Annotated in this window: 14 protein-coding genes; 6 read left to right on the top strand and 8 right to left on the bottom strand. The window is 48.4% G+C overall.

Annotation, left to right across the window (positions count from 1 at the left end):
* Positions 1-164: 164 nt before the first annotated feature.
* The 8 genes from ACMXYT_RS00410 to ACMXYT_RS00375 form a co-directional block, all read right to left on the bottom strand.
* Positions 165-1,871: a methyl-accepting chemotaxis protein gene (locus tag ACMXYT_RS00410; protein WP_415899681.1), complete on the bottom strand. Its 1,707-nt coding sequence runs from the start codon at positions 1,869-1,871 to the stop codon at positions 165-167.
* A gap of 155 nt (positions 1,872-2,026) precedes the next feature.
* Positions 2,027-2,329, bottom strand: coding sequence for a DUF3144 domain-containing protein (locus tag ACMXYT_RS00405; protein ID WP_415883037.1), 303 nt, complete (start codon positions 2,327-2,329; stop codon positions 2,027-2,029).
* 127 nt (positions 2,330-2,456) lie between these two features.
* Positions 2,457-3,638, bottom strand: a complete 1,182-nt coding sequence (locus tag ACMXYT_RS00400) for a thiolase family protein (RefSeq protein WP_415899680.1) — start codon at positions 3,636-3,638, stop codon at positions 2,457-2,459.
* Positions 3,639-3,728: 90 nt separating this feature from the next.
* Complete coding sequence (locus ACMXYT_RS00395; RefSeq protein ID WP_415895454.1) at positions 3,729-4,655, bottom strand: branched-chain amino acid ABC transporter permease; 927 nt, start codon at positions 4,653-4,655, stop codon at positions 3,729-3,731.
* A gap of 11 nt (positions 4,656-4,666) precedes the next feature.
* Positions 4,667-5,554, bottom strand: coding sequence for a branched-chain amino acid ABC transporter permease (locus tag ACMXYT_RS00390; RefSeq protein ID WP_415883034.1), 888 nt, complete (start codon positions 5,552-5,554; stop codon positions 4,667-4,669).
* Between the two features lie 156 nt (positions 5,555-5,710).
* Positions 5,711-6,925, bottom strand: coding sequence for an ABC transporter substrate-binding protein (locus tag ACMXYT_RS00385; RefSeq protein ID WP_415899678.1), 1,215 nt, complete (start codon positions 6,923-6,925; stop codon positions 5,711-5,713).
* A gap of 155 nt (positions 6,926-7,080) precedes the next feature.
* Positions 7,081-7,794, bottom strand: coding sequence for an ABC transporter ATP-binding protein (locus ACMXYT_RS00380; RefSeq protein ID WP_415883032.1), 714 nt, complete (start codon positions 7,792-7,794; stop codon positions 7,081-7,083).
* The gene (locus ACMXYT_RS00375; protein WP_415899677.1) at positions 7,791-8,606 is read right to left on the bottom strand and encodes an ABC transporter ATP-binding protein; all 816 of its coding nucleotides are present in this window, start codon (positions 8,604-8,606) and stop codon (positions 7,791-7,793) included. Before ACMXYT_RS00375 ends, ACMXYT_RS00380 begins: the two co-directional genes overlap by 4 nt.
* Positions 8,607-8,901: 295 nt before the next feature.
* On the opposite strand from ACMXYT_RS00375, the gene ACMXYT_RS00370 reads away from it, so the two are divergent.
* From ACMXYT_RS00370 to ACMXYT_RS00345, 6 genes are all read left to right on the top strand, one after another.
* Positions 8,902-9,309 (top strand): MerR family transcriptional regulator, encoded by a 408-nt coding sequence (locus tag ACMXYT_RS00370; protein ID WP_415886455.1) that lies wholly within the window; start codon positions 8,902-8,904, stop codon positions 9,307-9,309.
* Between the two features lie 71 nt (positions 9,310-9,380).
* Positions 9,381-10,547: an isovaleryl-CoA dehydrogenase gene (locus ACMXYT_RS00365; RefSeq protein WP_415883029.1), complete on the top strand. Its 1,167-nt coding sequence runs from the start codon at positions 9,381-9,383 to the stop codon at positions 10,545-10,547.
* Positions 10,548-10,576: 29 nt separating this feature from the next.
* Positions 10,577-12,184 carry a carboxyl transferase domain-containing protein gene (locus ACMXYT_RS00360; RefSeq protein WP_415899676.1) on the top strand — a complete coding sequence of 536 codons (1,608 nt, stop codon included), beginning with the start codon at positions 10,577-10,579 and terminating at the stop codon, positions 12,182-12,184.
* Positions 12,185-12,194: 10 nt separating this feature from the next.
* Entirely contained in the window at positions 12,195-12,986 is a 792-nt protein-coding gene (locus ACMXYT_RS00355) for an enoyl-CoA hydratase/isomerase family protein (protein WP_415899675.1), read from the top strand.
* The gene (locus ACMXYT_RS00350; RefSeq protein WP_415899674.1) at positions 12,983-15,004 is read left to right on the top strand and encodes an acetyl/propionyl/methylcrotonyl-CoA carboxylase subunit alpha; all 2,022 of its coding nucleotides are present in this window, start codon (positions 12,983-12,985) and stop codon (positions 15,002-15,004) included. Before ACMXYT_RS00355 ends, ACMXYT_RS00350 begins: the two co-directional genes overlap by 4 nt.
* Entirely contained in the window at positions 15,001-15,912 is a 912-nt protein-coding gene (locus ACMXYT_RS00345) for a hydroxymethylglutaryl-CoA lyase (RefSeq protein WP_415899672.1), read from the top strand. The genes ACMXYT_RS00350 and ACMXYT_RS00345 overlap by 4 nt, the downstream gene beginning before the upstream one ends.
* Positions 15,913-15,917: the final 5 nt, after the last annotated feature.

Here is a 15,917-nt window from a genome sequence, read left to right as displayed (position 1 = left end):
TAACTGAGCCGCTGATGCTATTGAGAAGGTGTTACCCTTATATTTCTATTCGATTGCATTTTTGTGTAGAAAGAACCTGCTTATGATAGGGGTTTAAGGCTAGAGCAAAGTCATAGCTATAGGAAATATGGCATTTTGCTCTGCCCTAACCGATTCTGATTTGTCTAATCCACTTTAAAGTGACTTACACTCTGGCGTAGCTGTTGTGCTAGGCCGGATAGCTCTTGGCATACCTGCTGATTACGTTCGGATTCAGCCGAAGTTTCTTCAGATTTAATCTGGATAAAAGAAACATGCTCACTGATATCGTTAGCTACTGCACCTTGTTGCTCTACGGCCGCTGCTATTTGAGAATTAACGAACGATAGATTACTCACTGCTTGAGTTATCTGTTCTAGCGATTCTCCTGCCTGACTCGCATTATCAACACTATTTTGTGCGTAATCTTGTCCTGCTTGCATAGCCTCTACTGCATTAGAAGCTCCTGTTTGCAAGCGATGGATCATGTCCTGTATTTCATGGGTACTATTTTGGGTTCGACCAGCTAGATTACGGACCTCATCTGCCACAACAGCAAAACCACGCCCTTGTTCACCAGCACGGGCAGCCTCAATCGAAGCATTTAGAGCCAATAGGTTGGTTTGATCTGCTATATCTCTAATAACATCAAGTACTTTGCCGATCTCTTCACTATCCTGACGCAAGGTATCAATAACTGATGCTGTTTCCTTAACCTGAGCTGATAATTGATTTATCGCATTCACCGATGCTGTAACAACACTTTTCCCGGTATCAGCAACCTGATTGGTTTCTTTGGCTGTATCATCCGCAGTCGCCGCATTCGTTGCGACTTCATGAATCGCTCCACTCATCTGTTCCACAGACGCAGCCACCTGTGTCGTTCTTTGCTGTTGATCCTCGGTATGCTCCGCTGTGTTTTTTATATCAATAAGCAAACCATCCGTTTTATCTGCTAATTCGAACGAGACTCGGGTTAACTGACGGACCATATCCTGCTGTTGGGATAACATCCTATCCACTGTATTCCCAAGCTCGGTTAGTTCGTCTGCTCCAGCTTCATTTAAACGTTGCGTAAGATCTCCCTCACCATCAGCAATAATACCAATCGCGTTAGATATATTAGCGATTCTTTTACTGATCACTCGCTTAAAGGAGAGAAAAATAGTCGTCAAAATGACTAAAAGCATTATTAAGAGAAAGCCGATCACTGTCACACTGGTCACTTGACTCGACGCTAGCTGTTCAGTTACATCGGAATCAATTTCAAGTACCCCACGGACATCACCTAATTTCCAGTCAGTTTTAGGCGAATCTGGGTGACTATTATGGCAAGCGACACACCCCGGGGCCGACATAGTATCGGCAATCGCAACACGGACAACACTCTTATCGCCATGACTACTAACCTGTTTGTATATGCCTTCAGGGTTAGCTACTAGGTAATCCCATGCATCGGAAGCAAATTGATCAAGGTTTCGATTAGCGCGGTTAGGAAAAGGGAAGTCGCTATATAGCTTGACGTTAACACCATTGTTTTCGAGCAGTTTGCTCAAATCATGGATCATCGTGGCAGGCAAAGGAATCGCCTTAGGATTGTCTTTATGATTGATTGCCGGTTTCACATCCGAGCCTTTACTGACAACAGAGGCGATATTCTGCACATAGTATTTTCGTAAGGTTTTAAACTGAATAGCCGTTTGTTCAGCTGCAAATACCGTGTCTTCCAATACCTGATCTTCCATCCTCGATGGTATCAGCCAAGCCATTACTGCCAAAGCAACGAAAAACACACTCAGAATTGGAAGTGCCATTTTAATGAAAATACCCTGAGTAATACCTATTTTGGCCATTGGACATTCCTCCAAATTCGGTATTTTTAGTGTAGCAGGCAAACGGATTTTAGCTTGGGGGGAAATTACTCGTTGAGGCAAAACTTAATAACAGGAGGAGGGAAAGATGTAGGGTGAATAAGCAGAATTATTGCACCCTAAAGAAACAAAATAACTTAGTGGTTTTCAGCCGCAGCTTTCTCTTTTTCCGCTGCAATGTGCTCGATATGCTGGTCGAAGTTTTCGTTTAGCATTTCGTTGAAGTGGCCGGTGTACCAATCGACTGCATCTTTCTTTTCAGCCGCTAGATCGCTTGAGCGATAAGCTACTTCGTGGGAGCTAAAACGCGCTGCAGCGTAACGAATGGCTGCACCTACATCTTCAAGTTCTTTACCTTCGGCAGTCAACATACGGTTAGCAAGATCGATAAACTCGTCTGCCATTTTATACGTATCCATCGCCTTTTCTTTTTGACTCATACAGCACCACCCTATTCAAAAACTGTTAGGGCAATAACCCGCCCCATTACAAAAGAGCTCAACTGTACAATAGGTAAGGTGCAATAGCGAAGCGTATTGCACCAATGGCTAAGATGTTAAGCAGTGATTAAAGCATCTCAACCGCGACCGCTGTCGCTTCGCCACCACCAATACAAAGCGAGGCGATACCGCGCTTCAGGCCTTTCTGTTTCAGCGCATGCAGCAATGTCACCATAATGCGGGAGCCACTTGAGCCGATCGGGTGACCCAGTGCACACGCACCACCACGAACATTCACTTTGTCAGCATCGAGACCGAGTTCGGTGATCGCCAGCATAGAGACCACAGCAAAGGCTTCGTTGATCTCAAATAGATCTACGTCCTCTTTCGACCAGCCCGCTTTATCCAACGCTTTCTGGATCGAACCGATCGGTGCAATGGTAAATTCAGCAGGCAGCTGTGCATGTGTGGAGTGAGACACGATTTTAGCTAGCGGAGATAGACCACGGGCTTTTGCCTCAGACTCTTTCATTAGCAACAGCGCTGAACCGCCATCGGAGATCGAGCTGGAGTTGGCCGCAGTCACCGTGCCATCTTTTTTGAAGGCCGGTTTTAGGCTACGGATTTTATCGATCCGAGCATTGCCTGGCTGTTCATCTGTATCGACAAGCACTTCGCCTTTACGGGTTTTAATCGTCACCGGCGCGATCTCTTCGACAAACTCACCGGCTTCAATTGCAGCAATCGCTTTTTCTAAAGAACCGATCGCAAAGTCGTCCATCTCTTCACGAGTGACGTTGAAGTCGTCTGCACTCTTTTGTGCAAACGAGCCCATTAAGCCGCCTTCATAAGCATCCTCTAAGCCGTCAAAGAACATATGATCGATCACCTTACCGTGGCCCATACGCATGCCTTCACGGGCTTTTGGCAATAGATACGGTGACTGACTCATATTCTCCATACCACCAGCGACCATGATAGAAGCCGAGCCAGCTAAAATCTGATCATGAGCCAACATCACCGCCTTCATACCGGAGCCACACATCTTGTTGATCGTGGTACAACCGGCAGCATCAGGAATACCTGCAGCACGTGATGCTTGTCGAGCAGGCGCCTGACCTAAACCAGCAGGCAAAACACAGCCCATCACCACTTCATCGACTTCATCCGCAGCAACCCCCGCACGCTCAATTGCAGCTTTAATCGCAGTAGCACATAGATCGGGAGCGCGAACATCGCTTAACGATCCCATCATGCCACCCATCGGGGTACGCGCGGCACTTACAATAACGACTGCATCCTGACTCATATTTCCACCTTCATAACTTTCTAATATTGACGTTAACGTCAACTTGTAGAGACAAAAAAGGGGATCGTATAAATCCCCTTTGGTTTAAGTTTAGCTAAAGTTCTTTTTCATGAATTTCTGCACTTCACCAACAATACCGCTACGGAACGCTAGTACGCAGATCACGAAGATAAAGCCCATGATGATGTGGATGTAGTTACCCAACTCACCACCGGACAAGTAGTTCTGAATAGTTACAACCGCACCAGCACCTACGATTGGACCAAAGATCGTGCCCATACCGCCTAGCAAGGTCATCAACACCACCTCACCCGACATATGCCAATGAGCATCGGTCAGCGAAGCCAGCTGGAACACCAAGGTTTTCGTCGAACCGGCGAGACCTGCTAGTGCAGCCGAGATCACAAATGCTGCCCATTTGTAGTCATTAACGTTGTAACCAAGGGATACCGCACGCGCTTCGTTTTCACGGATCGCTTTAAGGATTTGACCAAACGGAGAGTGGATCGTGCGATTTACCAACCAGAAACCAAACAGGAAGATGGCAAACACGAAGTAATACATACTCATGTTATCGCTCAGGTCGATAAACCCGAACAGATGTCCGCGCGGAACGCCCTGCATGCCATCTTCACCACCGGTAAACGGTGCTTGGAGGTAAACGAAGAAGGCTAATTGCGCTAACGCCAGTGTAACCATGGCAAAGTAAATACCTTCACGTTTCACCGCCAACTTGCCATACACCGCACCCAGTAAAGCAGCGGCTATGGTTCCACCCAACACCCCTAGCTCGGGTGTAACACCGGTTTCCATCATCAAATATCCGGTAATGTAGCCACCGGTTCCTAAGAACGCTGCGTGGCCGAAAGAGAGCAAACCCACATAACCCAACAATAGGTTAAATGCGCAAGCGAACAGTGCGAAACAAAGCACTTTCATAACAAACACAGGGTAAAGCACGTAAGGAGCAATCAATCCAAGGACGACCAGTGCAATCATTGTTTTACTTATTTTCATCGTCACGTCTCCTAGGCTTCTTTACCAAATAAGCCCGCAGGCTTGGTTAGCAATACAATCACCATCACCGCAAAAATAACGGTGGTCGAGGCTTCGGGGTAAAAGTACTTAGTCAGGCCTTCGACAACCCCCATACCTAAACCGGTCAGGATTGCGCCACCGATCGATCCCATACCGCCAATTACCACGATGGCGAATACCACAATCAGCATGTTGGAACCCATATCGGGTGAAACCGAATACACAGGCGCAGCCATGACACCGGCAAAGCCAGCTAAGCCGACACCAAAACCAAAGGTCAGAGTGACAATCAAAGGTACGTTGATACCAAATGCCTGCATCAACTGCGGGTTCTCAGTACCTGCACGCAGGTAAGCACCCAGCTTTGTTTTCTCGATCATGTACCAAGTACCGGCGCAGACAATGATCGACGCGATAATGATCCAAGCACGATAATTTGGCAGATACATAAATGGCAGACGGTTACCGCCTTTCAGCTCTTCTGGAATCGCGTAGGACATGCCCGAGGAACCGAACAGGTGAGTAAACGCCCCCTGAAGAATTAGCGCTAAACCAAAGGTCAGCAGCAAACTGTAGAGGTGATCCTCATTGGCAATTGGACGCAGCAGAAAACGCTCCATCAAAATGCCGATAAAGCCCACGGCGATCGGGACGAGAATTAGCGCGACCCAATAGTTAATGCCCATATAGTTGAGGGCCATCCACGCAAAGAAAGCACCCAGCATGTAGAGCGCGCCCTGCGCGAAGTTAATGATTTTTAACAGTCCGAAAATAATTGCTAAACCCAGACTGAGTAATGCATAGAATGAGCCGTTAATCAGGCCCACCAGCAATTGACCAAACAGGCCAAAGAGATTTATATCGAGGAATGTTGCCATAACTCTCCACCCCTAACCGGCAACTGCGCTACAGATACATTTGTAGCTAACCGGTACTTACAATCCGCTAAGAGAGCTATATAGAACTACGAATAGCTCAAAACTCTGACTTACTGTGAGAGAGGCGAAAGCCGCCTCTCTCGTCATACAAGCGCCTTATTTGGCAGCCAGGAAGTTACATTGATCCAACATCGGACCAAATGCTTCTTCACCTGGGATAACCTGCTCAATTGCGAAGATATCGTCTTCGTTTTTACGCTCTTCGGATGTCTTGATACGCACCTGATACATGTCATGCACCATACGACCATCCGCACGTAGATGAGCATTACGCGCGAAGAAATCGTTCGGCTTGTTCGCCTTCATCTTCGCCATTACCGCATCAGCATCATCCGTACCCGCTTCTTTGATCGCGTTTAGGTAGTGCATCGTCATAGAGTAAGCACCTGCCTGACCCATTGCTGGGATAGAGCCGTGACGCTCTTTAAAGCGTTTAGACCAAGCACGTGTTTCATCATCCATATCCCAGTAGAAACCTGTTGTTAGTTTCATACCGCCAGAGATTTCTGGATCTAGCGCTTTCGCGTTGTGAGTAAATACCAACAAACCTGCAACATCAGTTGTTTCAGTTAGACCGAACTCAGCTGCTGTTTTTAGGGAGTTAACGAAATCAGCACCAGCATTGGCTAGCGCCACTACGTCTGCGCCAGAAGATTGCGCCTGAAGAACGTAAGAGGAGAAGTCGGTTGTACCTAGTGGAGCACGCACGGCGCCTACCACTTCACCGCCGTTAGAGTTAATTACGCCAGTTGCTACTTTCTCTAGGGCATGACCGAAAGCGTAATCCGCGGTGATGAAGAACCACTTCTTCTTACCTGCAGCTACCATCGGTTTTACCGTACCGTTAGCTAGCGCAACTACGTTGTAAGTCCAGTGAGCGTTGTAAGGTGAGCACGCCTTAGTGGTGAACGCATGAGATGCAGAAGTAGCGATCAGTGCAACTTTTTTGTTGTCTGTTAGCACTTTAGTTACCGCACCCGTTACTGAAGAAGCTACCAGACCTGTAACCGCATCAACGCCTTGGCTTTCTACCCATTCACGCGCTTTTGCAGAACCGATATCTGGTTTGTTCTGGTCGTCGGCACTTACCACTTCAATTGGTTTACCTAGTACCGTACCGCCAAAATCTTCAACCGCCATCTCTACTGCTGTAACACAGCCTGCACCACAGATATCAGCATAAACACCGCCCATATCGGCTAGTACACCGATTTTGACTTTGTCGTCTGATACACCTGCCGCTTGCACCCCTGTTACTGCGAATGTAGAGGCAATTGCCGCTGTCAGCAGAGATTTCTTCATTGATTTCATCGCATTTTCTCCCGATAGAGTTTTTTATTTTTATTCAAAGTTTGATGCTTTGTGGTTTAACCCAGCACATCTTCGGGTCATTCACTTAGCCTCTGGACATTCAGGAACCTAAGCGCAGGCCTGTAAAAGGCTTATTCATAGGCTCCTCAAGGCTGTTAAACACCCAAATAGGTGTTTAGTAATTCTGTTTTTTCAGTCAGCTCGTGTTTGTGAACTTCTTCCACGATATGACCGTGTTCCATCACGTAATGACGATCCGCAATCGGTGCCGCAAAACGGAAGTTCTGCTCTACCAACAAGATGGTCAATCCGCGTTCTTTTAACTTGGTTAGAACCTCACCCAACTTCTGCACAATCACCGGTGCCAGACCTTCGGTGATCTCGTCTAGCAACAAGATATTTGCGCCCGAACGCAAGATACGCGCTAAGGCCAGCATCTGCTGTTCACCCCCGGATAGGCGTGTGCCTTGGCTGGTTCGGCGTTCGTAAAGGTTGGGGAAGATTTCATAGATCTCTTCTACACTCATGCCGTCACTGCGCACAGTCGGCGGCAGCATCAGGTTTTCTTCCACGTTTAAACTGGAAAAAATACCGCGCTCTTCCGGACAGAAACCCATGCCTAAATGGGCGATTTTGTGCGCCGGCATATCGATGGTTTCGCGACCATTGACGTTGATGCTGCCACTACGACGGCCCACCATATTCATGATCGAACGCAACGTAGTTGAACGGCCTGAACCATTGCGTCCCAATAGGGTGACTAGCTCACCCTGCATCACATGCATATCGATGCCGTGCAGAATATGAGATTCACCGTAGAAAGAGTGCAGGTCACTGATACGGAGTTTTTCATTGCCACCTAAGCTCATGCCACAACCTCCTCTTTTTCAGGGGATGTTTCAGCAGGCTTAGCAGCTTCAGTCTCTTCATCCGCAGCAACACCAAGGTAAGCTTCCTTAACACGTGGATCGGCTGATACCGTGGCGTAATCACCTTCGGTAAGAATCGCGCCACGCTGCAGAACAGAGATACGGTCCGCCAGTTTGGAAACTACATGCAGGTTGTGCTCAACCATCAAAATGGTGCGATCTTTGGAAACCTGTTTGATCAGGTCCGACACCACTTCAACATCTTCATGGCCCATACCCTGAGTTGGTTCATCCAATAACATCAGTTCTGGATCTAGGGCTAATGTGGTTGCGATCTCCAAAGCACGTTTACGACCATAAGGCTGATCGACGGTCACGGAGTTCGCATGGTCTTGAAGACCTACCGACTCCAGCAACTCCATCGCACGGCCATTAAGCTTGTCTAAGACTTTGTCAGACTTCCAAAAATGAAAGCTGTTGCCCTCTTTGCGTTGAAGGGCAATACGGACGTTCTCCAACACCGTTAGATGTGGAAACACCGCAGAGATCTGGAAAGAACGGATCACCCCTTTACGTGCGATCTCGGCGGAACGCATCTGGGTGATATCTTCGCCATTAAAAAGAATTTGACCGGACGTTGGGATTAAAAATTTGGTCAACAAATTAAACACGGTCGTCTTACCGGCTCCATTAGGCCCGATCAAGGCGTGAATGCTGCCACGCTCGACGTTCAAGTTGACCTTATCTACCGCAGTAAAGCCTTTAAACTCTTTAATCAAATCTGAGGTTTGCAGTACATAATCGACACTCATGCAGACTCTGATCCTCGCTGTTTTTTATTTTTATTTAACCAGCGCAACAACCTAAAAATACGGCTAAATGCTGATAAGCTGTCGCCCAAACTAGCAATTACCCCTACATAAAATCCAGTACAACTTTAGTCGTAGTCGCACTGCAAAAAACGATATATTTACGATTTAGTTTATATTTTTCAGCAACTTACAAAAGCGGTTAAAATATTTACAAAAATACAGGAATTCCTTTATTGACCTTTACGTGAACGTAAACTTTGCTTAACCTGTAAAGAGTTAAAAACAGCGGATTTTTATGAATAGCAAACAGACTTATTCCATCAGCGAGCTAGCGAAAGAGTTCGCGTTAACCACGCGAAGCATCCGTTTCTATGAGGATCAGCAGCTGCTCTTTCCGACACGACGCGGGCAAACACGTATCTACAGCACACAAGATCGCGTGCGTTTAAAGCTGATACTGCGCGGTAAACGTCTCGGGTTCTCACTAGCGGAAACCCGGGAGCTTTTTGCGCTGTGGGATGAAACGCTGACAGGAAGTGAAAAGCAGCTAACTCTGCTGTTGGAAAAAATTAATGAAAAACGCTCGGAGCTGGAACAGCAGCTTCAAGATATCGCGATTTTGCAGCAGGAGTTAGATAACGCAGAACTCCGCTGCCATGAAACATTGCTCGAACTAAAACAAAAACAACAAAGAGCCGGTTAATCGATTAAGCCTTTACTTGATCCTTAAGTGATCTGTGGATAAATCGACACGCCGGTAACAAGGGTACGACTATGATCTCACAGTATTCCAGCCTGAATTTTGGCCTTGGTGAAACATTAGATATGTTGCGTGAGCAAATAAACCATTTTGCTGCACAAGAGATAGCGCCAAGAGCAGAACAGATCGACAAGGATAATGAGTTTCCTCAGGATCTATGGCGCAAGTTCGGTGATATGGGGCTACTCGGTATCACGGCTAAAGAGGAATATGGCGGTGTCGATATGGGCTATTTAGCTCATGTGATCGCCATGGAAGAGATCAGCCGTGCCTCCGCGTCCGTTGCCCTGTCTTACGGTGCTCACTCCAATTTGTGTGTTAACCAGATTCATCGCAACGGTACCGAAGAGCAAAAGCAAAAATATCTGCCGAAATTGATCAGCGGTGAACATGTCGGTGCATTGGCTATGTCCGAGCCCAATGCGGGTTCTGATGTGGTCTCCATGAAACTGCATGCCCGCGACAATGGCGATCACTACCTGCTGAACGGCAACAAGATGTGGATCACCAATGGTCCCGACGCCAACACCTATGTAATCTACGCCAAGACCGAACCAAACGCAGGCGCTAAAGGGATTACCGCATTTATTGTCGAACGAGATTACCCAGGTTTCTCCCGTCACCAGAAGCTCGACAAGCTCGGGATGCGGGGTTCAAACACCTGTGAACTGGTCTTCGAAGATTGCCCAGTACCGAAAGAGAACATTTTAGGTGAACTCAACGGTGGTACCCGCGTATTGATGAGCGGTTTGGATTACGAGCGCTTAGTGTTAGCCGGTGGTCCTTTGGGGATTATGGCTGCGGCGATGGATATCGCAGTCCCTTACATTCGTGATCGAAATCAGTTTGGCCAAGCGATCGGCGAGTTCGAACTCGTACAAGGCAAGATCGCCGATATGTACACCCTAATGAATACCAGCAAGGCCTACACCTACAGCGTTGCCCAAGCAGCGATGCGCGGAGAACCCAGCCGAAAAGATTGCGCGGGGGTGATCCTCTATACCGCCGAAACCGCAACCAAAATGGCACTGGATGCGATCCAGCTCTTGGGCGGTAACGGTTATATCAATGAATTTCCAACCGGTCGTTTACTCCGTGATGCCAAGCTCTACGAGATAGGAGCAGGTACCTCAGAGATACGCCGAATGCTTATCGGTCGTGAGCTGTTTATGAATAAGTAAGCCATCAACAGGCGACTAGGAGACTATCTATGGCTGTTCTGCACACAACAATAAATACACAGGCAGAGTCATTTAAAACCAACCAACGCGAAATGCGCGCGGCGGTGGCTGATCTAAAAGATAAAATTGCAGTAATCGCACAAGGCGGTGGCCCTGAGTATCAGGAGCGCCACAGAGCACGCGGTAAGTTACTGGCGCGTGAGCGTATCGATCAACTGTTAGACCCAGGTTCGGCCTTTTTAGAGATAGGCCAACTCGCGGCTTATCAGGTATACGAAGATAACATTCCTGCAGCAGGTGCCGTCGCCGGTATCGGCCAAGTGTGCGGCCAAGACTGCATGATTGTAGCCAATGATGCCACGGTCAAAGGCGGTACTTACTTCCCACTGACGGTAAAAAAACATCTGCGTGCGCAAGAGATCGCAGAGATGAACAATCTGCCCTGCATCTACTTGGTTGATTCTGGTGGCGCTAACCTGCCTCAACAGGATGAAGTGTTTCCCGATCGCGATCATTTCGGCCGCATCTTCTACAACCAAGCGCGGATGTCTGCCAAAGGTATCCCTCAAATTGCCGTCGTCATGGGGTTATGCACCGCTGGGGGCGCTTATGTGCCAGCCATGGCCGATGAATCCATCATCGTCCGTGATCAAGGTACGATATTCCTAGCAGGTCCACCCTTGGTTAAAGCTGCCACAGGTGAAGTCGTAACCGCAGAAGCACTAGGTGGTGCAGACGTGCACTGTAAAGTCTCTGGGGTAGCCGATTACTACGCCGACAACGATGCCCATGCACTGCAACTCGCCAGACGCTGCATCGCCAATAGCAATCGCGTTAAGCAAACCAACATGCAATTACAAGCACCGCAGCCTCCGCTTTATAACGAAGAGGAGATCTATGGTGTTGTCGGTACCGATCTGAAAAAACCGTTTGATGTCCGCGAGGTGATTGCCCGGATCGTGGATGGCTCTAATTTCGATGAATTCAAGCAACAGTTTGGCACAACCTTAGTAACAGGTTTTGCGCATATATGCGGCTATCCTGTCGGCATCATCGGCAATAACGGGATCTTATTCAGCGATTCAGCTCAAAAAGGCGCGCACTTTATCGAACTCTGCTGCCAGCGAAAGATTCCACTGCTGTTCTTGCAGAATGTCACCGGTTTTATGGTGGGCGAGAAAGCCGAATCCGAAGGGATCGCCAAACACGGTGCCAAAATGGTGACCGCTGTGGCTTGTGCCAACGTACCTAAAATCACGGTGTTGATTGGTGGCTCTTTTGGGGCAGGCAACTACGGAATGTGTGGTCGCGGTTACAGCCCTAACTTCCTGTGGATGTGGCCTAACGCCCGAATCTCAGTGATGGGTGGCGAGCAAGCCGCTGGGGTTTTATCCACAGTTAAACGCGACCAACTTGAGCGCAACAACCAAACTTGGAGCGCCGAAGAAGAGGCCACTTTTAAGCAACCGATTATCGAGAAATATGAGCAACAAGGTCACCCCTATTACGCCAGTGCACGACTCTGGGATGACGGTGTGATCGATCCGGCTCAAACCCGTGAAGTGGTTGCAATGAGTCTATCAGCGGCCCTCAATCAGCCAATTGAAGATAGTAAATTTGGCATCTTCCGGATGTAAGGAGGCGACTATGACTAAGCCAGTAGTGTTATTAAATAAAGCCCAAGGCGTAGCGCATCTCGTGATTAACAAACCTGAAGTGCATAACGCTTTTGACGATCAGATCATCTCGCAATTGTTAGGTCATTTAGAGGCCTGCGATAAAGACCCCGATGTACGCGTTTTGGTGCTGCGTTCTGAAGGTAAGAATTTTTCATCCGGTGCCGATCTTGGCTGGATGAAGCGTATGGCCAAAAACAGCTATGACGACAACTTTGATGACGCTAAGCAGTTAGCCGCTTTGATGCATCAACTGGATATCCTCAGCAAACCTACGATCTGTTTAGTACAAGGCGCAGCTTACGGTGGTGCTGTAGGTTTGGCCGCATGCTGTGATTTTGTTATCGCCACCGAACAGAGTCAGTTCTGCCTGAGTGAGGTCAAAATTGGTCTGATTCCCGCAGTGATCTCGCCTTATGTGATCCGTGCAATGGGCTCAAGGCAGGCTCGACGCTATATGATCAGCGCCGAATCCTTTTCTGCCTGCAAAGCCCATCATTACGGTCTAGTTCACCAAGTCGTGGCCACAACCGAGCTACTCGATGAGAGCTGCCACCAATTGATCAATCAGTTGCTGAAAAACAGCCCTTTGGCGATGGCCGCTGCCAAACATTTAGTCGCTGCAGTCAGTGATAGTCATATAGATATTCATCTGATCACCGACACAGCCAGACGGATCGCCGAGATAAGAGTCAGCCCCGAAGGCCAAGAGGGTCTGAGCGCCTTTTTAGAAAAACGAAAGCCAGAGTGGGTAGAGTCATGAGCGAAACACAATCGACGGCACTACCGCGTAAAATCTTAATCGCTAACCGCGGTGAGATTGCTTGTCGTGTAATCAAAACGGCACAGCGTTTAGGTATTCGCTGTGTTGCGGTTTACTCCGAAGTAGACGCCAAGGCTAAGCATGTTCAGATGGCTGATGAAGCCTATCTACTCGGCCCCGCACCTAGTGCTGAGAGTTATCTGCGTACAGATAAGATCCTAGAGATCTGCCGTACAGCCGGAATTGAAGCGGTACACCCAGGCTATGGTTTTCTATCTGAGAATGCTGAGTTTGCGACTGAGTTGGAACGCCACGGCATTACCTTTATCGGTCCACCAGCCAGCGCAATCACGTCTATGGGCTCGAAGTCCGCGGCCAAAGCGATTATGTCTAAAGCAGATGTGCCTTTGGTTCCGGGTTACCATGAAGACGATCAAGATCCACAGCGCCTAAAACAAGCGTCGATAGACTGCGGTTATCCACAGCTGCTAAAAGCGGTGGCTGGCGGTGGTGGTAAAGGGATGCGTGTGGTTCGCTCTGTGGATGAATTCGATAGCGCCTTACAAGCCGCGCAGCGAGAAGCGCAAAACTCTTTTGCTAACCCCGATATGCTGATTGAGCGCTATTTGGAGCAACCGCGTCATATCGAAGTGCAGGTCTTTTGTGATCAACATTGTAATGGTGTTTATCTCGCCGATCGCGATTGCTCTATCCAGCGTCGTCACCAGAAGATCATAGAGGAAGCACCCGCCCCTAATTTAGCGGACGAAACCCGCAAAGCTATGGGTGAAGCGGCTGTCCGCGCCGCCCAAGCCATCGACTATGTCGGTGCAGGTACGGTCGAGTTTTTATACGACACCGACGGTTCATTCTACTTTATGGAGATGAACACCCGTCTTCAGGTGGAGCACCCGGTGACCGAGTACGTCACCGGCGTCGACCTCGTAGAGTGGCAATTGGCGATCGCAGCAGGTGCCAAGCTTCCGCTGACTCAAGATCAGATCAAAGCCAAGGGGCATGCGATCGAAACCCGTATCTACGCCGAAGACCCTGCGCAAGATTTTCTACCGGCGACAGGCACTTTAAAATACTTATCCACACCCGAAGAATCCGACTGTGTCCGTATCGACAGTGGTGTCCGCGAAGGTGATGAGGTTAGCCCTTATTATGACCCAATGATCGCGAAGCTGATTGTTTGGGGTGAAGATCGCAATGCCGCAATTTTGCGTCTGAATCGAGCCTTATCGGAATACCGTATTGCCGGTTTAAAAACCAATCTGAAGTTCTTAAGAGATCTAGCATCTGCACAACCTTTTGCAAATCTCGACTTAGATACTGGTTTTATCGAACGCCACTACGATCTGCTCTTTGCCGAGCCAGTCATAGACAAGCCACTCTATCTCGCCATCTCGGCGAGTCTGTTTGGGCAGTTAGAAACTCAAGCTCAATCTGAGAGTCATGCTCACCCTTCCCCGTTTAACGCTCTACGTAACTGGCGCTTGAATATCCCTTCTGTTCGAACCCTTCAGCTACAGCAGGGTGAAGCAATCCATGACATAAATATCGAACAGCGGGCAGAGACTGAGCTCGTTACTGTTGATGAGCAGCAATATGCCATCAGCCTGACGCAGCAGGATGATCAACTTCAGGTTCAAGTTGATGATCAACAGCTACAGATGCATTTTTTCCGCGATGGTAATGAGCTTCACCTGTTTCATCACGACCTCAGCTCCCGATGCAGTTTGCATCAAACCACTCACGTTTCTGAGCAAGGGAAAGCCGATCATTCTCTCACCGCACCCATGAACGGTGTCGTCGTCGAGGTTTTAGTTGAGCAAGGGCAATCGGTACAAGCCGGCGAAGCCTTAGTGATCATGGAAGCGATGAAGATGGAGCACAGTATTTCAGCTCCTCATGCAGGCACAGTCAGTGAAGTCTTCTTTGCCGCAGGGGATCTAGTCGAAGAAGGTGCGGAACTTCTGGAGCTGGAATTTTCCGAAGAGGAAGCCGCATCATGACATTGCCGAAGCAGGTCAAGTTGGTCGAGGTAGGACCTCGGGATGGCTTACAAAATGAGCCCGGCGATATTATTCCGACTGATATTAAGATCGATCTGATCAATGCGCTGTCCAATGCAGGTTTAAGTCATATTGAGGCCACGAGTTTTGTTTCTCCTAAGTGGGTTCCACAAATGGCTGACGCCAGTGCAGTGATGATGGGTATTCAGCGTCATCCAAACACCACTTATGCCGCACTCACCCCCAACCTAACTGGCTTGAATAAAGCACTCAACACAGAGGTTGATGAAGTTGCGGTATTTACCGCCGCTTCTGAAGCGTTTACTCAAAAGAACATTAACTGTTCGATTGCCGAAAGCTTGGAGCGGTTTGCGCCGCTGATCGAAAAAGCTAACGCCAACAATATCCCTGTTAGAGGGTATGTTTCCACGGTGATGGGATGTCCTTATGCCGGCGAAATATCCGTTGAACAGGTCGCGATTGTCTGTAAAGAGATGATCGAAATGGGCTGCTATGAGATCTCTCTAGGCGACACAATCGGCACCGGTACACCATTGAAGGCTAAAAGGCTGATAGAAGCCGTAACCAAAGAAATACCCGTTTCAAAATTAGCCGCACACTTTCACGACACCTACGGCCAAGCTCTCGCCAATATCTATGCAGTGCTTGAAGAGGGGATCAGTGTCATCGATACCTCTGTCGCTGGCTTAGGAGGCTGTCCTTATGCCCAAGGCGCATCAGGCAATGTCGCCACCGAAGATGTGCTCTATATGCTCAATGGTCTCGGCATTGAAACCGGCGTGCAACTAGACGAACTCATCAAAGTGAGCCACTGGATCAGCCAGCAGCTGCAACGCAGTAACGGCTCTAAAGTAGCCCTAGCCCTCACTCCTAAATCATCTATTTGAGAAAC

The organism is Neptuniibacter sp. QD37_11 (assembly GCF_047778105.1).
Taxonomy (GTDB): Bacteria; Pseudomonadota; Gammaproteobacteria; order Pseudomonadales; family Balneatricaceae; genus Neptuniibacter.
The sequence above is the reverse complement of the archived record's forward strand: the minus strand, read 5'-3'. Positions and strand labels throughout refer to the sequence as shown.